The organism is Flammeovirga pectinis (assembly GCF_003970675.1).
In the GTDB taxonomy this organism is placed as follows: Bacteria; Bacteroidota; Bacteroidia; order Cytophagales; family Flammeovirgaceae; genus Flammeovirga; species Flammeovirga pectinis.
In genome coordinates this window covers 2,782,678-2,806,827 of sequence record NZ_CP034562.1, presented here as the reverse complement: position 1 = coordinate 2,806,827, position 24,150 = coordinate 2,782,678, and the positions used below count along the sequence as shown (strand labels likewise).

At 33.5% G+C, this 24,150-nt stretch carries 16 protein-coding genes; 11 read left to right on the top strand and 5 right to left on the bottom strand.

Annotated elements, in window-relative coordinates; all coding sequences use genetic code 11:
- Positions 1-180 precede the first annotated feature (180 nt).
- From EI427_RS11125 to EI427_RS11075, 11 genes are all read left to right on the top strand, one after another.
- Positions 181-3,288 (top strand): SusC/RagA family TonB-linked outer membrane protein, encoded by a 3,108-nt coding sequence (locus tag EI427_RS11125; RefSeq protein WP_126614587.1) that lies wholly within the window; start codon positions 181-183, stop codon positions 3,286-3,288.
- A 14-nt stretch (positions 3,289-3,302) separates the two neighbouring features.
- Positions 3,303-4,670, top strand: a complete 1,368-nt coding sequence (locus tag EI427_RS11120; protein ID WP_126614585.1) for a RagB/SusD family nutrient uptake outer membrane protein — start codon at positions 3,303-3,305, stop codon at positions 4,668-4,670.
- 45 nt (positions 4,671-4,715) lie between these two features.
- Positions 4,716-5,495, top strand: a complete 780-nt coding sequence (locus EI427_RS11115; RefSeq protein WP_126614583.1) for a PKD domain-containing protein — start codon at positions 4,716-4,718, stop codon at positions 5,493-5,495.
- A gap of 99 nt (positions 5,496-5,594) precedes the next feature.
- Positions 5,595-7,841 (top strand): polysaccharide lyase 6 family protein, encoded by a 2,247-nt coding sequence (locus EI427_RS11110; RefSeq protein WP_205727846.1) that lies wholly within the window; start codon positions 5,595-5,597, stop codon positions 7,839-7,841.
- A gap of 6 nt (positions 7,842-7,847) precedes the next feature.
- A complete protein-coding gene (locus tag EI427_RS11105) occupies positions 7,848-10,100 on the top strand; it encodes an alginate lyase family protein (protein WP_126614579.1) in 2,253 nt (750 codons plus the stop codon).
- A gap of 155 nt (positions 10,101-10,255) precedes the next feature.
- Positions 10,256-11,578, top strand: a complete 1,323-nt coding sequence (locus EI427_RS11100) for an MFS transporter (RefSeq protein ID WP_126614577.1) — start codon at positions 10,256-10,258, stop codon at positions 11,576-11,578.
- A gap of 22 nt (positions 11,579-11,600) precedes the next feature.
- The gene (locus tag EI427_RS11095; protein ID WP_126614575.1) at positions 11,601-12,353 is read left to right on the top strand and encodes an SDR family NAD(P)-dependent oxidoreductase; all 753 of its coding nucleotides are present in this window, start codon (positions 11,601-11,603) and stop codon (positions 12,351-12,353) included.
- Between the two features lie 4 nt (positions 12,354-12,357).
- Complete coding sequence (locus EI427_RS11090; RefSeq protein ID WP_126614573.1) at positions 12,358-13,389, top strand: sugar kinase; 1,032 nt, start codon at positions 12,358-12,360, stop codon at positions 13,387-13,389.
- A gap of 2 nt (positions 13,390-13,391) precedes the next feature.
- On the top strand, positions 13,392-14,087 hold the full coding sequence (locus EI427_RS11085) for a bifunctional 4-hydroxy-2-oxoglutarate aldolase/2-dehydro-3-deoxy-phosphogluconate aldolase (RefSeq protein ID WP_126614571.1): 696 nt from the start codon (positions 13,392-13,394) through the stop codon (positions 14,085-14,087).
- Positions 14,088-14,134: 47 nt separating this feature from the next.
- Complete coding sequence (locus tag EI427_RS11080) at positions 14,135-15,094, top strand: polysaccharide lyase family 7 protein (RefSeq protein ID WP_126614569.1); 960 nt, start codon at positions 14,135-14,137, stop codon at positions 15,092-15,094.
- 163 nt (positions 15,095-15,257) lie between these two features.
- Positions 15,258-16,976, top strand: coding sequence for a polysaccharide lyase family 7 protein (locus tag EI427_RS11075; RefSeq protein ID WP_126614567.1), 1,719 nt, complete (start codon positions 15,258-15,260; stop codon positions 16,974-16,976).
- A gap of 353 nt (positions 16,977-17,329) precedes the next feature.
- Here the strand turns inward: EI427_RS11075 and EI427_RS11070 are convergent, their stop codons facing one another.
- The 5 genes from EI427_RS11070 to EI427_RS11050 form a co-directional block, all read right to left on the bottom strand.
- Positions 17,330-17,806, bottom strand: a complete 477-nt coding sequence (locus EI427_RS11070) for a DUF4231 domain-containing protein (protein WP_126614565.1) — start codon at positions 17,804-17,806, stop codon at positions 17,330-17,332.
- Between the two features lies 1 nt (position 17,807).
- Positions 17,808-18,755, bottom strand: coding sequence for an SIR2 family protein (locus EI427_RS11065; RefSeq protein ID WP_126614563.1), 948 nt, complete (start codon positions 18,753-18,755; stop codon positions 17,808-17,810).
- Between the two features lie 274 nt (positions 18,756-19,029).
- A complete protein-coding gene (locus tag EI427_RS11060; protein WP_126614561.1) occupies positions 19,030-20,583 on the bottom strand; it encodes a sulfatase-like hydrolase/transferase in 1,554 nt (517 codons plus the stop codon).
- Positions 20,584-20,958: 375 nt separating this feature from the next.
- Entirely contained in the window at positions 20,959-21,822 is an 864-nt protein-coding gene (locus EI427_RS11055; protein ID WP_126614559.1) for a helix-turn-helix domain-containing protein, read from the bottom strand.
- Positions 21,823-22,054: 232 nt separating this feature from the next.
- Positions 22,055-23,977, bottom strand: coding sequence for an FAD-dependent oxidoreductase (locus EI427_RS11050; RefSeq protein ID WP_126614557.1), 1,923 nt, complete (start codon positions 23,975-23,977; stop codon positions 22,055-22,057).
- Positions 23,978-24,150 lie beyond the last annotated feature (173 nt).

Here is a 24,150-nt window from a genome sequence, read left to right as displayed (position 1 = left end):
TCCTTGTGCATAAAGATACGTACAAAGAAGTGTATTCACAAACGAACAACCAACCTGCCTAAGCAAACTATTTATTTTTACCAATGAGCAAATACGCTTTTATATAGAATTGACTTATGTTATATCGTGTAACATTAAACAGTAGTTCGTATTGAAAGCTAACTCTTCAATGAAATTGAAATGAACAACACATTTAAATTATTACTAGCATCTATTGGGATTTTACTATTTTTATATCCCGCAGATCTTTTGGCACAGAACGATCAAGTTAAAGTTAATGGTCGTATTGTAAATCAAGATGGCTTGCCATTACCAGGAGTATCTGTTATAGTAAAAGATGCACAAAGAAGTAAAGGTACGATTTCTGATTTTGATGGAAATTTTTCTTTACTTACAAACTCTACAGACGTATTAATGTTTTCTTTTATTGGCTGTAAATCACAAGAAATTGCGGTGGGTGGTCAAACAGAAATCAATGTAGTTTTAGAAGAAGAATTAAGTCAGTTAGACGAAATCGTTGTAGTAGGTTACGGATCAGTTCAAAAATCACACTTAACTGGAGCTGTATCAAAAGTAACTAATGAGAACTTGGATCAAATTCCATTATCAAGAGTTGATGATGCTTTAGCAGGTCAAGTTTCTGGTGTAAATATCCAGATGACTAACCCAGAAGCAGGTGGAGCACCAACTATTAGAGTTAGGGGTGTAGGTTCTATTACTTCAGTTCCAAATCCACTTATTGTAGTAGATGGTATTGTTGTAGATCAAGATTACTTAGGTAGTTTAGATATGAACGATGTAGAATCTATTGAAGTATTAAAAGATGCTTCTTCTGCAGCTATTTATGGTTCAAGAGGATCAAATGGTGTTATCTTAATTACTAACAAATCAGGTAAGAAAGGTAAAGCAACATTTACTTACAATGGATACTTTGGTACAAAATCAGTTCCTAAGAACGATGTATTAAAAACAGTTGGAGAATGGACTTCGTTTGTCTCAAACAATAATGAAGGTGAACTAACAGATAGAATGAAATATATCAATCAGTTAGGTACTGAAACTGCATGGGACGATGTAATGATGGACGGTGGAACAATTCAAAACCACTCGTTATCAGCAAGAGGAGGAACAGAAAAAACAAACTATAGTGCATCTGGAAGTTACTTAAAAGACGAAGGTGTATTATTAACTGATAGCTATGAAAAAATCAACTTTAGATTAAGTTTAGATACTAAAGTAAACGATCGTTTAAAGTTTGGTTTAAAAGTAAACCCTTCTTACAGTAAGCAAAGAAGATTCCCTGTAGGTTTACACGATGCTTTAAGACAATCACCTTGGTTACCAGAAAGAATTGACGAGAATAGCATTAAATATGTAAACCGTCTTAGAGAAGAAGGTAGATGGGCAGATGCAGAGGTTGGAGATTATGCTATGGAACGTATGTTCGATGATTATGATCTTGATAACAATGAATCTGTAGAATCTGGAGGAACTGATATTAGTACAACTTCTAATGCATCTCCTTTAGCAAAAGTACAAGAGCGTAATTATATGAAGTACCAAACAAAGCTATTTACTAGCATGTACTTAAAATATGATATTGCTAAAGGTTTAGCATTTAGATCTACTTTAGGTGGAGATTATAAAAACTCTACAAACGAAAGATTTGTAGGTGTGAAAGCATCTAGAAATGAAGAGTCAGGTACTTCATCTTTTAATAGCCAATATAACCAATTCCATGTTGTAGCAGAGCAAACTTTAACTTATGATAAAAACTTTGGTGATAAGCATTCAATTAATGCTGTTGCAGGTTTTGCTTATGAATTCTGGGATGCTAAATACAGTGAAGTAGAAGCAAATGGTTATAACTTTGATTATATCCAAACTATTCCAGCTACAAATGTAACTGGAGCAGGGACAGAGCATACTCAAAAAGGTTTAGTATCTTATTTAGGTCGTGTTAATTATGCATACGATAATAAGTACTTAGTTTCTGTAAGTGCAAGAACAGATGGTAGTTCTAAATTTGGACAGGATAATAAGTTTGGTGTATTCCCTGCTGCATCTTTAGGATGGAGAGTTTCTGAGGAAGCATTCTTAAAATCAAGTTCAGTAATTAGTAACTTAAAGTTAAGAGTAAGTTACGGTGTAACTGGTAACGATGGTGATGATAACTCAATTGGTAGATATCCTCATATTGGTTTAGTAGAGCCTGTAGGTTCAGTATTTAACGGTAACATCTACAATGGTTTTAACCAAGTGACACTTTCTAACCCTCAATTACAGTGGGAAAAGTCAATTGAAATTAACCCAGGTATCGAAGTAGGTTTCTTCCAAGATAAATTAAACTTAAGCGTAGACCTTTATAAGCGTAATAGCCAAGATTTATTAATGAACAGACCTATTCCTTCAGCTACTGGATTTAGCGATGCAATTGTTAACCTTGGAGAAGTAGAAAATAAAGGTATTGAAGTTGAAGTTCGTACTACAAACATTGTTACTACTTCTTTTAAATGGAGTACAACTGGTAATGTTTCTTATAACGAAAACAACTTAGTAAGTATGGCTGGTGCAGACGGGCTAATCTCAACAGTAGATTCTAAACGTCCTGCAGAATGGATTGCAAAAGAAGGTAATCCTGTAGCATCTTTCTACGGATATGTAGTGGAAAAAGAAATTCCTTTAGAGAATATCAAAAACCCTTACTATCCTATCAACGGACAATCTCAAGACATTTATGTTAAAGATTTAAATGGTGATGGTATCATTGATACAGACGATAGAACAATCTTAGGTTCTCCATACCCTAAATTTATCTGGTCAGTTACAAACACAATGAGCTACAAAAACTTTGATTTTAGTTTCATGTTCCAAGGTTCTCACGGAGCTAAAGTTAGAAATATGGATCCTCAGTATGTAAACAATCAGTTTAGCTCAAACCAAGATTATATCACTGACGAAACTAATCCTAACTTTTTTAAAGATTCTGATAAAGTTGTTCAGAGAATATTTACAGATGATATCGTAATGGATGCTTCTTACATCACTTTAAGAAACTTGAACATTGGGTACACTTTGCCAAAATCATGGATCTCTAAAATTGGTATTAACAGTGCTAGAGTATATGCATCTGGACAGAACTTGATTTATATCATGGGTAGCGACTACAGAGGTTATAACCCAGAAGGTGTTAACCAAGGTTTAGATTCGCCACTTACTTATGGTTACCAAAGAGGTGCTGCACCTATTTACAGATCGTATTCTGCTGGTATCAATCTTCAATTCTAAAAAGAGAAATAATAATGAAAAATATATTAATCGGATTGACGTTATTAATTGGAGTATCATTTTTTACTTCATGTCAAGATTCTTTAGATTTAGAGCCTAAGTCTGCAATTGGAGATAATGGTTTTTACAAAAATACAGCAGAAATTGAAGCTGCAGTATTTGCAATGTACGACGGTCTTCAGAACGTTGTACTACGTGAGTTTGCTTTAACTGAAATGCGCTCAGACAACTCTAAAACTAAAAATAGTGAAGGAGAATGGGCTCAGTTTGAAACAATGGATGTTTCTCCAAACAACGGTACTTTATCTACTTATTGGACAGATTTATACAATGTTGTTTTTAGAGCAAATAAAGTTTTGCAAAACCTTGACGTTGTTACAAGCGATGAAGCAAAAGCTCAATTTGAAGGTGAAGCGAAGTTTGTAAGAGCATTAGCTTACTTTAATTTAACAAGAGGTTTTGGTGACGTTCCTTTGGTAACTAAGATAATTGTTCCAGGAGACGAAGTTGGACAAGTTAAAGTATTAAGTTCTTCTGTTTTAGATCAAATTGAACTTGATTTAAACGATGCAATCTCTAAGTTAACTACAAGAGGAGACGTTGAAGAAGGCCGTGCAACAATAGGAGCAGCTCAAGCGTTATTAGCTAAAGTTAAATTAACAAGAGGAGACTACACTGGAGCAAGAACTTTATTAGAAACAATTGTTGGAAGTGGTGACTACAATCTTGCAGGAACATACAGAGATGTATTTTACAGTGAATTAAATTCTGAAGTGATCTTTGCAGTACAGTTTTTGAATGATCATGCTGTTGAAAGCCAAGACTTCTCTTATGAGTTTACAAAATTGGGTAGAAACAGTGGTTTAAACTACGTTACTTCTGATTTAGTAGCAGCAGTAGGTACAACAGATACAGAAAGAATTGGTGTCTTGTATAATCCAGAAGATGTAAAAGAAAACGGTAAGTTTATCTCTTCTTCTTCTGATAACAGATTATGTGGTAACGATTGGGTAATCTTACGTTTAGCAGATGTTTATTTGATGCACTCAGAAGCTATTTTAGCGGGGCAATCAGAAACTACAGATGCAAGTGCAATTGCTTCATATAACATGATACGCTCAAGAGTAAATCTTTCTACTTTGGCAACAGATGGTTCTGCTGCTTTAACAAAAGAAATGCTATTCCATGAGCGTAGAGTTGAATTAGCTTTTGAAAATCATAGATTATATGATTTGGTAAGATCAGGCGAAGCTGAAAGAGTAATGGGAGATTTTGCATCAGCTAATGGATTTACTTTCAATGGAACTAAGTTATTATTACCTATTCCACAAAGAGAGATTGATACTAGTTTTGGTATTTTAAAGCAAAACCCTGGTTACTAACCAGCATTTTTTGAAATCAATTTTTTCGCTAACAAAAATTTAATCATGAAAATTAAATTAAGCACTTCGCTAACTAAAAATATATTTGTAGCAGTTACGGCGTTATTTACGATGACTGCATGTACAGAAGAATTGCCAGGTGTTGGATCTATTCCAGATTTAACTCCTCCATCAGCAGACTTCAGCTATAAGTCGAGCATAGCAAATTTTAAGCAAGTAGACTTCACTAATCTTTCTATTAGCGCAGGTAATTTTACTTGGGATTTTGCAGACGGAACTACATCAGAAGAACAAGATCCATCTCACGTATTTGCAGGAGAAGGAAGCTACGATGTAATGTTAAAGGCAACAGACGGAAATGGTGTACAAAGTGATACGGTAATTACTGTATCTATTGTAGATGAATTAGTTCCAGAATTTGCTTGTAATAGTTTTGAATGCTCAGACCGTAGTGTTTGGGGTAGCTTTTCAGGTTCTGGTTCTCCAACACCTCCTGATGGAGATACTGGAGCAAAATTACAGTCTGCTACTCATGTTTTGGATCAGACAATAAAAGTAACTGGTGGTGTAACTTACAATGTAAGTTTCCATTATGTAAGTGCTTCTAGTTCAGGAACATCTTGCGGTCAGTTCTTATTAGAAGACCCAGATAATGGAGTAACATTTGTAGAAGAAGGAATAGAGTTAACACCTAATGCTTCTGATTATGTTTATAAAAGTTTCGTCATTAATACTGAGGTAAATACAGAAAACTTACGTTTTTACCTTTTACCTGGTGATGTTACAGGCCGCTATGACTTAGTGGAGATCAAAAAAGTTGATTAAAGAGTATTCCATATAGATTATTTTAGATTCACTCGGCTTCGGCTGGGTGGATCATCTATAAAATCACATTACAACACAAAAGGAATAAACAACATAGAAATGAAACAAATTACACTTACTTCAACCCTAATTTTACTTACCCTTTTATTTGTTCACGCAAACATTGCTACGGCAAAAGATATATTGGTGAACAATAAAGAGGAATTATCAAAAGCATTAAAAGAAGTTCAACCTGGTCATGTAATCTTATTAAAGAATGGAACATGGACAGACGTTGAAATAAAATTGAAAGGAAAAGGTACTGAAGAAAATAAAATTGTACTAAAAGCTGAAACACCAGGTAAAGTGTTTTTAGAAGGACAATCTTATTTACGTATCTCTGGTAGTTATATTGTTGTAAGTGATTTAGTATTTAGAAATGGTTTTACACCAACAAGTTCAGTAATTAGCTTCCGTACTTCTTCTAAAGAATTAGCATATAATTGTAGAGTAACAAACTGTGTTGTTGAAGACTACAGTAACACCGAAAGATATGATAGTGATAAGTGGGTTGAAGTTTTTGGTAAAAACAATTCATTTGACCATAATGCATTAGTAGGAAAAAGAAATAAAGGTGTAACTCTTGCTGTAAGATTAAACAGTGAAGAGAGCTTAGAAAATAACCATGTAATTGCTTATAATTATTTTGGAGGACGTCAAAATTTAGGGAGTAATGGTGGAGAAACTTTACGTATTGGAACAAGCCATTATTCAAGAAGTAATTCGAACACAACGGTAAAGAACAATTACTTTGAAGCATGTGATGGTGAACTAGAAATTGTATCAAACAAATCTTGTGGAAATACATACCAAAATAATGTTTTTGATGAGTGTAAAGGTACACTAACACTTCGTCATGGAGAGAGAACACTAGTAGAAGGAAATTACTTTATTGGTAACAGAAAGCACAATACTGGTGGTATTAGAGTAATTAATGAGCATCAAACAGTAAAAAATAATTATTTAAGTGGTTTAACAGGTTACCGTTTTAGAGGAGCCTTGGTAGTAATGAATGGTATTTATAATTCACCTATCAACCGTTATAATCAAGTAATTGGAGCAAAGATTACAAATAACTTATTAATAGACTCAGACCATGTTCAATTGTGTGCTGGTAGTGATAAAGAAAGATCTGCTACACCTATTGAATCAGTAATGAAAAACAACCTTTTCTTTACAGCAACAAACAATAACTTATTTACAGTTTATGATAATATTGAAGGTATTGACTTTGAAAATAATTATGTAAATAAAGGAGAGAATACTCCAGTAGAAGAAGGCTTTACATTTGTAGATTATCAGCTAGAAGAAAATGAGTTTGGTTTACGTGTTCCTAAAAAGAAATTACTTAAAAAAATAGGTTTTGAAGGAGATGTTAAACTACCTGTAACGAAAGAAGAAGTTGGCCCTTCTTATTACAAAAAAGAAGTAAAAGAATTAGCATTTAACACTGGTAAAGTGATTAAAGTAGCAGCTGGTGATGATACACTAATTGATGCAGCTAAGAAAAGTAATGCAGGTGATATTTTAGAATTAGAGAATGGCGGAGTATATAGTTTATCTAAGATACTATTTGTAAACCACCCGATAACAATTAGAGGTGCTGAAGGAGAAAAGCCAGTAGTTAGATCTGAAAAAGCAGTTTTCTTTAAAATTGAAAACGGTGGAGCTTTAAAATTGAATCATTTAGTGATAGATGGAGCAGATTCTCCAGACCAATCAGGTAACTGTGTGGTAAGTACAAGTAAGTACTCTATGAACGAAAATTATAAATTTATCACTTTAGATTGTGATGTTAAGCAATTAAATATCAATCATACTTTTAGTTTCTTAAAGATTTATGCTAGTACAATGGCAGATTCTGTAGTAATAGAAAATTCTACTTTTACAGATGTGACTGGCTCTATTCTATCATTAGATAAGGAAATTGAAGACCTAGGAATGTATAACGCAGAGTATGTAATAATAAAGAACTCTAAGTTTACAAAAATAGGAGATACTATTGCAGATGTCTACAGAGGCGGAACAGATGAGAGTACTTTTGGACCTAACGTTGCCATTACAAAATGTGATTTCACAGACGTTGGTAATAGCAAAAGAAACAAAGACAATTCGTCTTTAGCATTCCATGGAGTACAAAATTTACAAGTAGCTGATTGTAATTGGAAAGACAGTGCACCTGTGCAATTGTTCTTAACAAACGGAGAACCTATCTCTAACTTAAACAATTGTGTGTTCGATAACACAGAACAAATTATATCGAACAACAACAGCTATACTACAAAGAATATTCAAGTGATAAACTAAGGAATAGTGAAAGAATTTATTTACATATTAGTTTCAGCGATAATAGTTCAGACACCTCTATTTGGTCAACAGACTTACCCTACTTTGTCTGTTACCAAAGGAGAGGTTGTTGAAATCCGATCAGCACTCGGACAAGGAACATTATTTGATACTTCTATTGACAAAGTACGTGCGCAAGTTGATCAATTTGTAACTACAGGATTAGACGTTCCTGTACCAAAAGATTTAGCTGGAGGATATACACACGAACAACATAAAAAGAACTTCTTGATTTTGCAGAAAGCAGGACTCCTTTTTCAAATTACAGAAGAAGAAAAGTATGCAATCTTAATTAAAGAAACATTATTTAAGTACAGAGAGATGTATCCTAAATTGGAGAGACATCCTTCTACAAAGTCGTATGCTAGAGGAAAATTATTCTGGCAATGTTTAAACGACGCCAATTGGTTAGTCTATGTAAGCCAAGCCTATGATTGTATTTACGATTGGTTAAGTGAAAAAGAAAGAAAGGAGTTAAATAAAGAATTATTTGTGCCTATGGCCAACTTTCTTTCAGTAGAAACACCTCGCTTTTTTAATAGACTACATAACCACAGTACTTGGGCAAATGCCGCTGTTGGGATGATTGGTTTAGTAATGGAAAATGAAGACTTAGTACAAAAAGCATTAAATGGTTTGCCAATGTCTAAGGAAGCATTAAAAGATAATGATGGAGGGTCTATCACATTAAAAGGCCAAAAGAAAGCAGGTTTCTTAGCACAGATAGATTTCTCTTTTTCTCCTGACGGATATTATACTGAAGGGCCTTATTACCAACGTTATGCAATGTATCCTTTCTTAATTTTTGCGTTGGCATTAGATAACTCTAAACCAGAAGTAAAGATTTTTGAATACAATAACGAGGTATTGATAAAAGGAGTGTATGCACTTCTTAATCAGACGAATGCAAAAGGAGAGTTTTTTCCTTTAAATGATGCACAGAAAGGCATGTCATATTTTTCTAGAGAGTTAAAATTGGCTTTATCTTTAGCTTATCAATATGGAACAAAAGACCCTAGTTTATTATCATTAATAGAACTGCAAGAAAGTGTACCATTGATTTACTCAGGTATGCAAGCAGCACTAGCAATTAAAGAAGGTAAAACTATTCCTTTTGTGAAGAAAAGTGTAATGTTGAGAGACGGAGCAAAAGGAGATGAAGGTGCTATTGGTATTCTTAGAGCAGACAAAGAAGGTGAAGTTGACCTTATAATGAAATATGCAAAACATGGTATGGGACATGGTCATTTTGATCGTTTATCATACAGTATGTTTTACGGAGAGCAAGAAGTTCTACAAGATTATGGAGCAGCCAGATGGGTTAATATAAATCAAAAAGATGGTGGTGGCTACTTAAAAGAAAACAAGACATGGGCAAAGCAGACAGTGGCCCATAACACGGTTGTTGTCGATGAAAAATCGCAATTTAGAGGAAAAGTAAAGGCCGCTGATGCTATTGCCCCAACATCATATATTTTTGATGTAGACAACCCTAACTTACAGGTTGTGAGTGCAAAAGACACAAACTGTTACACAGGAGTAGAATTACAAAGAACAATGATCTTGTTAAAAGATAGTAGTTTTGAAAATCCTTTAGTTTTGGATCTGTTTGCGGTAAACTCAGAAGAAGAGCACGACTTATTATTACCTTATTACTATAAGGGACAGTTAATGCAGACAAATATTGATTTTAAACAATCAACAACGTTATCTGCAATGGGAGAGTCTGATGGTTTTCAGCATTTATGGAAAGAAGCAGAAGGAAAAGCAGCAGAGGGAGTAACACAAATCAATTGGTTTGATAAAGCTACTTTCTTTACACTAACAAGTACAACTACTGCTTCGGATAACATTATAACAGCACATATAGGAGCTAACGATCCTAACTTTAATTTAAGACACGATCCAGCGTTTTTTCTTCAGAAGAAAGGAAAAAAAGGAAGAACATTATTTGCATCAATTTTAGAAACTCATGGTAAATACTCTAGAGTGAGTGAGTTTGCAACTAATGCCTACGGTAGCATTACAGATATTACAATAATAGACAATACATCAGAGTACACAGTAGTTAACTTTACTAACAAACAAGATGAAGAATGGACCTTCATTATATCAAACAAACAACGTAGCGATGCCTCGAAACATCGCCTAACTATCGAGAATAGAGAGATTAAATGGGGTGGTCCATTCACCCTTTTTAAGAATGAATTAGAGCAATAAAAGAAATAATAAGCAAATTAAAAGCAAACAAACCGTTTTTAGCTTCCATGTTAATAAAAGTGGAATCAAGAACAGTATCTCAATCACTCTAATACTTAGAGTGTAACGGGAACCTCTTTTAATAGCAGATATGGAAGCAGAAAAATAATATAACTATGGAGAATTTAGTAAAAGATTTACCTGAAGAAAAAACCACAGAGAAATCATCAGGGTTTAAATTAAAAGGATTGAGATGGTGGATTATTGGGTTAGTATGTTTAGCAACAATAATTAACTATATAGACCGTTCTGCAATGGCTATTATGTGGCCAGCAATCTCGACAGATTTAGGAATGGATAAGAGTGATTATGCATTAATTCTTAATGTATTTATGGTAGCATATGCTATTGGTCAGTCTATATCTGGTAAAATGTTTGATAAAATTGGTACACGAATGGGATTTGTAATCTCAATTTCGGTATGGGGTGTTGCTACTATGCTACACTCTGTTGCAAGAGGTTTAACTTCTTTTGCCTCTTTTAGAGTAATGTTAGGTATGGGCGAGGCTGGTAACTGGCCAGGTGCTGTAAAGAATAATGCAGAGTGGTTTCCGGTAAAAGAAAGAGCTTTGGCACAAGGGATTTTTAATTCTGGAGCAGCGTTAGGTTCTGTAGTAGCACCACCATTAATTGCAATTTTATGGGCAAGTTTCGGATGGCAAACTACATTTATGTTTGTAGGTGTATTAGGCTTGTTATGGATTGCACCTTGGTTAATTATGAACAAAGGTATTCCAGTAAAACACCCATGGATTACAGACAAAGAGAAAAAATATATTCTTGATGGAAATCAGGAAGAAGGTAACGATAAAGAGGAGCCAGCAAAAGGGTTAAGTATGAGAGAAATATTATCATACAAAGCATCTTGGGCAGTGTTAGCATCACGTTTCTTTATAGAGCCAATTTGGTGGTTATTTGTAGGTTGGATGCCTTTATACTTGGCAGATACTTATGGGTTTAATGTAAAAGAAATTGGATTCTTCTCTTGGGTTCCTTATGTAGGAGCAGCGTTAGGTAGTATCTCTGGAGGTTATTTTTCTGGTAAATTAATGCTAAGAGGAGCTTCTATAGATAAAGCAAGAAAACAAACAATTACAATTGGTGGTATAATAATGTTTGTAGGTCTTTTAGCAACAATTTTCTTTGCAGATTCTGCGTTAAAATTTGTACTAATTGTAGCTACAGTATTGTACGGTTTCCAATTTGTAATCAGTAATATTCAAACAATTCCAAGTGATTTATTTACGGGTAAATCAGTAGGGTCTTTAGCAGGACTAGGAGGAACAGTAGGCGTCTTTTCTGTGATCATTATGAACTTCCTTGTGCCAATTATATCAAGCTATTCTTACACTCCAATATTTATTATGATTGCAGCATTTGTGCCGCTAGGAGTAGCATCAATATATCTTCTTGCTAAGGAAATAAAGTCAATAAAGTAATAACATTTAAATTTTTAAAAACATGGATTTATCAAATAAAGTAGCAATTGTAACAGGTGGAGCGAGAGATATTGGAAAAGCAATATCTAAAAAATTAGCAGCAGAAGGTGCTAAAGTGGTTATCAATTATTTTGATAACGAAGAGCAAGCAAATCAAACATTAATTGAAATTAAAGCAGCTGGAGGAGAGGCAACTCTTTGTCAAGGTGATATGACAAACCCAGTTGATGTTCAAAAAGTAGTAAAGCATTCTTTAGATATATATGGTGATAATATCCATATTCTTGTAAATGTTGCAGGTGGTCTTGTAGCAAGAAAGAAACTTGATGAAATGGACTTGAATTTCTTCAACTTTGTAATTCAGTTAAACTTAAATTCAGTTTACTTGATGACACAAGCAGTTGTACCTCATATGCCATCTGGTGGATCTATCTTAAACTTTGCTTCTCAAGCTGGTAAAGATGGTGGTGGACCAGGTGCAAGTGCATACGCAACAGCAAAAGGTGCAGTAATGACGTTTACTCGTTCTATGGCTAAAGAATTAGGACCAAAGAATATTAGAGTAAACTCTTTATGTCCTGGTATGATTGCAACAACTTTCCACGATACGTTTACAAACACTGCTGTTAGAGAAAAAGTAGCGGTTAGTACTCCGTTAGGTCGTGAAGGAAACGCAGATGAAGTAGCAAACTTCGTAGCTTGTATTTCATCTTCAGAATCTTCTTTTGTAACAGGTACAAACATTGATATTAACGGGGGACTAATGTTCTCATAAGTATATGAAAATAGTAACTTTTGGAGAATTACTATTCCGTTTCTCACCAGTAGGAAATCAAAGATTTTCTCAGGCTTCATCTTATGAAGCCACGGTGGGGGGTGCGGAAGCAAACATAGCCATGTCATTAGCTCAATATGGAGATAATGTGGAATATGTAACTGTTGTTCCTAATGACGAATTAGGCTTATCAGCAGTAAGAGAGGTGAAAAAATGGGGTGTTAATATAGACCCTATTTTATACCAAGGTAACAAAATGGGTTTCTACTTTTTAGAAAAAGGTGGCTCATTGCGTGGAGGTAGTGTAATTTATGACCGTGCAGGATCATCTTTTACAGAAATTGATGCAAATACTTTTGATTGGGATGAGCTTCTTAAAGATGCAGATTGGTTTCATTGGTCTGGTATTACTCCAGCTTTGTCTCAGGGTGCAGCAGAAGCAAGTTTAGCAGCTATTCAAGCCGCAAATAGAAAAGGTATTCCAGTATCTTGTGATTTAAATTATAGAAGTAAACTTTGGAAGTATGGTGTAGATCCAAAAGAGGTAATGCCAGAACTTATAAAAGGTACATCTATAGTTTTAGCGAACGAAGAAGATGTTGCAATGTACTTAGGTATTAAGCCTTCTGAGAGCGATTATGAGCATATTGAAGGATTTGATAAACGTTGTTATAAGTTTATTAGTGAGGCTTTAGTAGAGCAATTTCCTAACATAGACTGCGTGGTTACTACATTACGTCAGACAATTAATGCGTCGCATAACAGATGGTCTGGTGTAACATACAATGGCTGTGAGTTTATTCAAGGAGATGTTCATGAAATTCCATCAATTGTTGACAGAGTAGGAGGAGGAGATTCTTTTATGGCTGCATATATACATGGAAAAACAAACTTTAACGACGATCAAAAGACGTTAGATTTTGCATTAGCAGCATCAGCTTATAAGCTTTCTATACCTGGCGATTATAATATTGCTACAGAACAGGAAGTTTTCCAGATAATGGACAAGAGCAGTATCAAAAAGATAAATAGATAACTATGGCTAGGTTTACTAGAATTGAAGTGGCACAGAAGATGAAAGAAGTAGGTATTGTACCTGTTTATTATCATCCAAGTCCAGAAGTTTGTTGGGATGTTTTGTATGCTTGTTATCAGGCAGGAGTTCGTGTATTTGAATTCACAAATAGAGGAGATAATGCGGATAAAGTATTTGATCATCTAGTACAAAAGATACCACAATTTGCACCAGAAATGATTTTAGGAATTGGTTCTATTGTAGATGCAGTTACTGCTGGAATTTACATTCAGAAAGGTGCAGACTTTATTGTTTGTCCAATTCTAAACGAAGAAATTGCTAAAATTTGTAACCGTAGAAAAATAGCTTGGTCACCAGGTTGTGGTACAGTTTCAGAAATTTCTAGAGCAGAAGAACTAGGGGCAGAAGTAGTAAAAATATTCCCTGGGCTTCAAGTAGGTGGACCTGAGTTTGTAAAGGCTGTAAAAGGCCCAATGCCTTGGTCTAGTATAATGCCAACAGGAGGCGTTCAGCCAACTTTTGAAGATTTAGACGCTTGGTTTAAATCGGGTGTTCATTGTGTAGGTTTAGGCTCACAATTAATGGACAAACAACTAATTGCAAAAAGAGATTACTCAGCTTTAAAAGCAAAAATTGAAGATGTTGTTAACATTGCAAATCAATGTTTAGCAGAAAAATCTGGCTTTGCTTTAGTGTAGTAGTCTCATCAAAATCTATACAGTAACTACTAACAAACAAACACTCTATGAAGTATTCAACTACAATTAAAAGTTTTTTTAAAATAGCTTTTTTACTATGGATGACTCTTGCTGGTATAGGTTTTTCTTGTGGATGCAATCAGATTGAAGATGAAAAAACGCCAGTAGTAGAGGAAGAAATAGAGGCGGATAATCCAGATGATACGACATCTGATGATAAGGAAACAGAAGAAGAGGAGGAAAGTTCTGACAATGAGGAAGAAGAAGAAAATAATGAAGAGTCGAACTTCCCTTATCCTTTTGAAATATTGAATCTTCAGAATTGGAAATTAAATGCCTTTACAGGTACGCTTAATACACCAGTTTATGAAGACCAAATTTCTAACTTATCTACTTATGAAAATGAAAATTGGTTTTTTACAGAAGATGGGCAGTCTGTTGCATTTAAATGTTACGGAGGGTATCCAACTTCTTCGGGTTCTGGTAACCCAAGAACGGAGCTAAGAGAGATGACAGCAAATGGAAGTTCTACATTAAATTGGGACGGTACTAAAGGTACTAACCGAATGGAGTGGAAAGTGAAGGTTGATCAATTACCTAGTTCTGGAAAGGCCTGTTTTGGACAGATTCATGGTAGATCTTCAGATTTTGATGATGTAATTCGTATTCAATTTCAGGGAGATGACAATCAGTCTGAAGGCGGTGTACGTTTAAAAATCATGGGATGGGTAACTGAAGAAAATGATGACAAGGAGGGTGATTATTTAGATGGAGATTGGAAACTAGATGAAGAATATCATTTCGAATTAATTTTTGAAGATAGCAATGTCTGGGTAAATCAAATAGACGAGAGCGGAGAGAAAAAAGAAATTTACCGTTTTGAAGGTTGTGCAAGTGATTACAACTACTTTAAAGCAGGAATTTATCTTCAATCAATGCAAAACAAACCGTTTGATTTAAACGACTACGGACAGGTTTCAATTTCATATTTAAATATATCACATTAGTATATAATACATTTATTATAGTGTGTGCGATTGTTTTTAATATCGGTTAACTAGCAAAATTTTGTCGACAATTTACTATCGCTTTTTAGGAAGCAAGACCACTTTAAACAAACACTTACAATTTAACTTCACAAATAAATTTAGCACACTATTTAAATGAATTATGAACAACCAGTCGAGTAAAGTAAAAACAATAGCTCTAAAGCTATCTTTTCTGTTATGCGGATTAGGAGCAATGTCTAGCTGTAATCAAAAAGATGAAATGGGTGCTCTTGAACAAGAGGATCAAATAGTAAAAGGAAGTTCTGCAAGAACAGCAGTTTCAATTGCTAACAATAGCTTTGAAAGTAGCTGGTCTAGTTGGAATGATACAGATCCCTCTTCAATATCTGGAGAAGGAAACTCAGGAAGTAAGTCTGCAAAAATAACTGGTGCAGGTGGTAAATTTACACAAGAAGTAGATGTACAATCCAACACCACTTATGAGTTATCTGCCTATGTGAAAGGTGGATGGCGTTTAGCTGCTTATGTAAATGGAGAAAAAACTTCTAGAAGTGGAACAGCTTCATCTTGGGAACAAGAAGTGATAACGTTCTCTACAGGAAGTGCCTCTACAGTAACAATTGCTGGAGAGTATAATAGTAGTGAAGGTCGTTTTGATGATTTTACTTTAGAATCTACAGACGGAGAAACAACTACACCTCCATCTACTTCTAATGAACAACTAGAAGTAGCAGGTGTAACTGCTTCTGCAAACGATGGAAATGTTCCTGCAAATACTATTGACGAAAGTTTATCTACACGTTGGTCTGCAAATGGAAACGGACAGTGGATACTTTATGATTTAGGAAGTGTAAAAAACATTTCTTCTTTAAAAGTTGCTTGGTTTAAAGGTAACGCTCGCTCGAGTACATTCGAAGTATTAACTGGAGATGCTACAACAGATTTAGCTGTTGTTCATTCTGGTGTATCTAGTGGGTCTTCTTTAGAATTAGAAGAAGTTTCATTATCGAATGCAAGCGGTAGATATTTAAAAATTATAGGGTACGGAAACTCATCTAATACATGGAATAGTATTACAGAAACAGAAATTTATGGTACAGATGGCGATGGTGATGGCGTTGACCCTACAGATCCTGTAGAGCCAGTAGACCCTCCATCAACAGGTGGTTATCCATATGATATTTTGAACTTACAGGGATGGAAATTAAACGCTTTCTCTGGATCACTTAATAGCCCTAAGTTTGTAGATAATACACCAAATTTAGATACATATTCTAATGATAATTGGTTCTTTACAGATGGCGATTGGGTATCGTTTAAATGTTATGCAGGCTATCCTACATCTTCTGGATCAGGAAATCCAAGAACAGAATTAAGAGAAATGAATTCTTCTGGATCTAATGAGATTGAATGGGACGGTGATTCTGGAACAAACAGAATGGAATGGAAAGTTCGTGTAGATCAATTACCAAGTTCAGGAAAAGTATGTTTTGGACAAATTCATGGTCCATCTGATACATTTGATGATGTAATTCGTGTTCAATTCCAAGGTGATGCTAACCAATCTTCTGGTTCAGTTCGCTTAAAAATTATGGGATGGGTTACTGAAAAGAATGATGATAATGAAGGCGACTTTATTGATGGAAATTGGACAGTAGGTGGAGAAATGCACTTCCGTTTAATTTTCGAAAATACGAATGTTGTTTTGTATAACATCTCAAGCAGTGGTTCTGCTACAGAAATTTATAGATTTAATGGTTGTGGTAGTAATGGAAATTACTTTAAAGCCGGAACGTATTTACAATCTATGAAAGGAAAATCATTGGATACTTCTGATTTTGGGCAAGTATCAATTAGTTATTTAAATATAACACACTAAAAGTATTTGAAAACGGACGAATATATAACTATCAATTATTAGAGGTATTCTTATGCGAGGATACCATTGTGTGTGCGATTCTTCGGTTTAGGTCGTGAAGTCAAAATGTTGGAGGAAATTTAGATACAATACATTTTAAGTAGTTTAATCAATTTTTAGTGTTGTATTGGTGAGATTGGTTCTCTTAAAATTTGTATTGATAAACAGATTTTCAACATTTTTGGTCTTGATTGATTTCAATATTTTGATCAATGATCTGAACTTATCTTAGATAATAACGTTAAAAACAACTCTCGAAACATGTAACATGTGGTGAGAGTTGTTTTTTGTTTAGTCAAAAAAATATTCTATTACTAATCTTTCATAGAAGCTTCTTCAACCCTTAAATCTTTCCATTTTGAACGGGCATTATTTAGGATTGCTTCTAACTCTAATCTAAGATTAATTATAACTTCGTTATTGTTCTTTTCCTCATCGGATAATAAGCGAATTTTGAAGTCAAGATTTTTAAGTTGACTGGCTGTTTCACTATAGTTTAACCACAATTGTTTATGGTTGTAAAAACCCTCCCAGGCAGATAGAATTGTTATATTAACCCCTGCTAATAGAATAAAAGACTTTATTGAGAAGTTGATTAAATCTATATTTTCTGGTGTAGAAGGAATACTCTCCTTTATGGCTACAAGAAAAGTGATTAAAGCAGACAAAATAGAAATGGCAATATAAATACCAAAGCCTTTAAGCTTATTTTCTTTGCTTCGTTTTACCGTTTTATTTATTTGATTTTTTATCTCTTCGTGTAGAATAGTGATTTTATGTTGGTTCTCCATCTTATTGCCAAATGTGTTTGTAAATAGTTTCGTAATTGTCTACTTCTAGTACTTTTATTCCTACAGATTCTAAAAAGAATTTTTTACCTAAGAAACTGTCATCTTCTTTTTTAACTGTAATGTACCAGCCGTCTTTTTTTTGCTTAGGAAAGGCTTTAAAGTATTTGGCTCGTTCTATTAATAGCCATCTAAAAAACACTTCATTTTCTTCTAAACCTAAACCAATAATGAATAACGATTTATTAAAAATAATATGTAACCAAGTAGGGTAGCCGTTCCAATTTTTAGCAAGTTTTTCTTCTTTACCAATTGCACCTCTATTTTGATACATCATTTTTCTAACTCTCTCAACATTACCCATATACTGAGATAACCCTAGTTTAATACTTCTGTGGTATTTTATCATGCCATTTAGGTACCAAACACCAAAACCATCTATAGGATTTTTTAGTTTTTTATCGCTAAAATAGCAGTTCCAAGGATAGTAATCAGAAAACCCTTTATAAGGTATTTTATAGGGCTTAAGTTGAGCAGATTTCGGAATTAGATCGTCAAAATTAGTAGTTAGAATAGGCGCATTCAAAGCACGTATTTTATTTAGAATGATATTTTGATCATCGTTATGTTTCCATAAACTCATAGTGTTTTTTACATCCTTTTGAATGGTAGCACTAAAGTTCTTTTTGGTTGTATTCTGAATGTCTATAGCATCATAAAACTCAGTAAATGATATACCTTTAAAAATCTGATTTTCAAATTTAGCTTTCTTACTGTACTTGTTCCAAAGTTCTATCAATAGTTTATCCCAAGTAATATTTTCTTTACTGAAATAACGGTTTATACCATTCCCAAACACAAATGAGAGTTGAGATTTATGTTGTTCAATAATCTCTTGTATTGCTGAAGCTGTTAGAATTTCTCTTTTTGAAGGAGTGTTACTGTTTATCATTCTAAAAATTAATAACCTAAGTAGAAGCTTTCAAACTTTTTTATTGATGCAATATTAAGAAGCTGTGTAGCTTATTATTTAGTTATAAAGTCATCTGTAATAGTCAAGTTGTAGGTCGAATATCGTTAAATATCATCGGTTATTCAAATAGCTTTGATTTTTATGAATAGTCCATCAATTTAAGAATGGTGCTTTTTAATACAATTTGTAAACAGAAAAGGTCACCTCAATTATTTGAAGTGACCTTAATGTATTTAATTAACTAGCCTATTATTTATAGATCTGCTTTTTTAGGGATACTTACATAATCTTTTCGATCATAAATTTCGCCAAAAGTTTTACCAAAATTAGGCATGTTAGATGTATTCCAAGATTCTTCAAATCCATATCTTGGACTGTCAAAGAATTCTGGACGATGTTTTTCCCAAGTCCATGTCCATTGATAGACAGCCTCCTTCATAGAAGTGACAATTTCAGGATGTAGACTAGCAATATTGTTTTCTTCTCCAATGTCTTCGCAAAGATCATAAAGAGCCCATTTCCCATTTCCAAGAGAGTGCAGTTTATAATTATCTTGTACAACACCCGTCCAATTTCTATTATGCTGATGGCGCATTACAAAAATGGGCTTATCATTTCTAGAGTTTTTATTATTAACAATACCCTCCCAAGCATCTACACCGTCATAAATTTTTGATGAAGGAATTTCTACGCCACCTAAATGAGCAAGAGTAGGGTAAAAATCAAGAGCAGAAAAGTTATTGCTATTTATTTCTCCTTTTGGGACATTACCATTAGGCCAATGCATAAACATAGGTACTCTAAAACCACCTTCATAAGCATCTCCCTTTTTCCCTTTTAGAGGTTGGTTGTTTGCTCCTTTTGTATATTTCCCCCCATTATCACTTAAGAAAATAATTAACGTATTATCAAATTGGCCAGTACTCTTTAATTTTTCTACAACTCTTTTTATGTTATAATCTACGTTATACATCATGGCTGTGTAAGTAAGTCTTTCAGAACCATTTGCAGCGGCATCTTCACCAAGTGTTTCTTGTAATTGCTTAATGTCTTTTCCTTGTGCCTGTAATGGAGTATGAGGAGCATTATACGACAAATAGAGATAGAATGGAGCCTCTTTTTTAGATGCATCTTCTATAAATTCTAATCCAGCATCTGTTAAAATATCTGTTACATATTGTTCTTTGTCTGTGGGAACATATGTAGTATTTTCCATCATTGGTCTATTATAGTCGTAGTGGTAATCTCCAACTTTTGCAATAGCAGGGTTATATGTTTCGCTTTTCACCCAAGACTTAGAAAAGTATTCATGTCCACCACCTAAAAAACCATAAAAATAATCGAAGCCTCTACTAGTAGGATGGTATTTTTCTTCTTCGCCTAAATGCCATTTTCCTATAGCTCCAGTATAATATCCTGAAGATTGTAACTCATCGCTAATAAACGTTTCAGTGTCGTCAATTCCGTTTCCAGAAAAAGCAGCAAGATTAAATTGAGCACCTAATGTATGGGGCATTTTACCCGTTAGAATACTTGTTCTGCTTGGTCCACAAAATGGATGAGCCACATAAGCAGATGTAAATATTGTTCCTTGATTGGCAAGTTTATCAATGTTAGGAGTGAGTATGTCTTTAGCGGAATTTGGCATAAACCCAACATCAGCATACCCTAAATCATCCATTAAAATAAAAAGAATATTTGGCCTTTTTATTTTAGAAGGCGTAGGTGTGCTACCTATAACATAAACGTTTGTAGTTAGTAGAAATAGGATTGCCCCTAAGTAGTGTTTTAAAATTTTTGTTTTCATTTCAAATAATGCTCTTTAGTAATGACCACCTTATAAAAGAATAGTAATACTCCTTCTTAACAGTCCGGTAAATTGATTTGTCACACACTTCATGGTTTAACCAGAAATGTTATTCATAAAATTAGATGTTGTATTATGTAATTAGGTTTCTTTACGTACAAAAAATATTTCTGTGACTCTATTTTAGATGTTTAATGGCCGTTAAACAACATTTTAACTAAATATAAGACGAATCAATTTAAAGAAGTGAATGTTATTTTTTATCTATCTAATTTTTAAAATGGAAGTTATTAATTGCTGTTTATTGATTGTTATTAGTGAGTAATATCAGACTTGAAAAGTATATTACTACTCTATTTTTTTATTATCTATTGATTATTGATAAAGATTTTTAAAATTATAAGGTGTTTGAAAAGTACTTTTTTTGAAGAATTTGAAAAAGTTATTTGGCTCTATAAAACCAGATTTATGAGCAGCATCTTTTACAGATAAATTTGGATTAACTAATAATCGTTTTATACAAAGTAGCGTGATTTCATCAATTACTTTTTTAGTAGTCTCCTTACAAATGTTATAGGTAATTAGGTTGAGCATTTTAGAAGTGATACTTAACTTATCCGCAAAATATTTAACGCTTCTACTTTTAGGGTGGTACTCTTCTACAAGCTCCTGAAATTTGATAAACTGAGATATATATTGAGTATCAATTTCTGGGATTATAGAGTAAGATCTAATTCTTTTTATTTTGAGAATAATAATTTGCAAAAAGTTATGTATAATCTTTTTGCCTTCTTCATCTTGAGCACTTAATAATTCTACTCTAAGTTGGTTTATTAACTGTGTAAATGTATTAAATTGAATAAGATCAATTTGATTATGTTGCTTAAATAAGTACCCATTAAATAGTTCAGAGATATTTATAGAACTGCTACTTTCAAATAAATTAGCAATATACTCTTCTGTAAAAAGTAAGATGAAACCTTTTGCGTTACTTTTATGAAATTGATGTACTTGTCCTTTTTTTAATGTAAGTATTCCTCCTTTTGAATACGCATAATTCTTGAAATCAATAGTGTGAATTCCTTCACCTTCCGTTATAAAAATTAGAGCAAAAAAGTTTATTTGGTGTATTTTATTATGCTCGGAATTTTGAAGAATTTCTTCTAAAGAAATAATATCAAAATCAGAGGTAACTGTTTTTTTCTTGTCAAATTCAATGTAAGTATGGTTATCGCTCATTATAGTAGTGTAGTAGATAAGGTAATGAAAGTGCTGTAAATGTAGCTGATCTATTGTAAATGAAGAAGTTAATTGTCAATTTTAATCAAGTGGTAACTATTTATACAGATTGATAATATAACGAATACATTATGTATTAAGTATTTTTTCAAAACAGAATTATCAATAAAAAAGAAAATACTTCTATTACTTAATTTATAATAGAAGTATTTTAAAAAGTTGATTTATAGTATTATGCGTAACATCTTACTTCGAATAGTTTAATCTTTTTGGCTCCATAAGTTTCTTTTAAATTGATTTTAATAGCTGTTACCTTTTGTGTGTCAAAACTAAATTTAATTAATCTGGTTTTATTTTGATTTATACCTCCTAGATCGATCCATTTACCATTCACCCTACCTTGAATACTTAGTGTTTTTAGCATTTCTTTTGGAATACTATTTCCATAAAGAGCATCATTTCTACTGTCTTTTCGCATCATGATGTTTCTACTTAAGTTTGTATCACATTTTAATTCAATTTTAGAAATATTTAAAGGAGTATCCCATTCTAACTGAATTTCGGCACTTGTATTTTTAGATTGCCAATGATTTATTTCACCATTAATATCTCTAGAAATACCATTAGTAAGATTTAGAATATTACCACTAGAGGTAGAATCTGCAAATAAAGTACTGGCTTGTTTTGCTAAATCAGCATTATCATTAGCTACTTTGTTTGGAATAAAGGCATCGTCTCTGAGGAGTTGTTCTTGCAATTGATTAATATATTTTGTTCCAATGTCTTTTGGCGTAGTTGCGTGTTGAACACATAATGTAGCTGCAGTTCCCACTGCTTGACCTTGTAAGGCACATGTTGCCATAATTCTAGAAGAAGATAAAGCAATATGAGTTTGACTTACATTACGACCCGCAAACATTAAATTGGATATATTTTTAGAATATAAACTTCTAAATGGAAACTGATAGATACTTTTAAAGTGGTAATGAAAGTAACTTGGTGGTTCAGAAATGTTTTCTATTCCACCTGGGTTATGTTCATCTAAAGACCAGCCACCAAAAGCAACAGCATCATAGAAATTTTTATGCTGAGTCATGTCTTTTTCTGAAACTACATAATCGCCAATAAAGCGTCTTGATTCTCTTCTAGAGGGAAGCGAACCTACCCAATCAAGGGCTAAATTTTCTGCTTCTGGAAAATTGCCTGAGTTTTTAATATAATCCCATACACCATGTAAATAACCCATTAATTTATGGCGGTTAATTTCAGCATCAGCAATAATATCATCATTACTTCCAACTTCAATCCACCAAATCCCATCTTGAAAACCTGCAAATTTACGTCTTTTGTGAGCGCCTTCATGCGTATATTTAATAGCATAAGATGGGGGTGAATAATGCATTGGTTTACCCATATCTTTAGACGACATGAGTAAAGTAGCTCCCATCTGCCATCCATCTGCTTTTTCTGGGGCAAAGTTCTCATTAAACTCTTGTTTACCTTCTCTACCAGTTCTATATTCTGCACCAGCAGTGGCAGCAAGTAAGCCATCTCCAGAACAATCTATAAATACTTTGCCATTAATAGTATACAACGTTTCTGTAGTTGCTTGCCAACATTTCGCACTTTTTATTACCGTACCATCCATAATTGCCTCAACAGCTTGTGTATTTACCATTAAAGTTAGATTTGGCTCTCTTATAACGAAATCGTACATCACATGATCGAAAACGGAAAATGATTCTTGTTCATTTTCAAACCTATTAAGTAATAGTAGTTCTTCTATAATACCCGTTTCTCTTTCTGCTTTTCCTTTTATATTATTTACCCCATTTAGGTGTACCCTCATTTCGCTAGAAGCATTACCTCCAAGCACGGGACGGTCTTGTATTAAAACTGTTTTTGCTCCGTTTCTTGCAGAAGCAACAGCAGCACAAATTCCTGCGGCTCCACCTCCAATAATAACAACTTCAAAGTCTATCTCTTTTTTTCTGTTCGATACGCCAATTTTTCCTTTTCCAAGGTGGTTCCATTTGTCTTTAGAAGTGGTATTTGTTATGCTTTTTTGAGAAGCACAAGATGAGCTAGCTAATGGTAAAATACCAGCGGCTATGGCTGCTTTAGAACCCTTTTTAAAAAAATCTCTTCTTTTCATAATTGTAAGAAATAATATTAATCAGGTGATTTAAATTTTAGATACACCTTTAAAAAATGATTAATCCAATTTAGATTTATACTCACCTATCACCATAAATAATCTCCTTACAAAAACTTAACTCATCGAAATAAATTGATTATATTTACTCAACAATCATTACGTCTAACTTC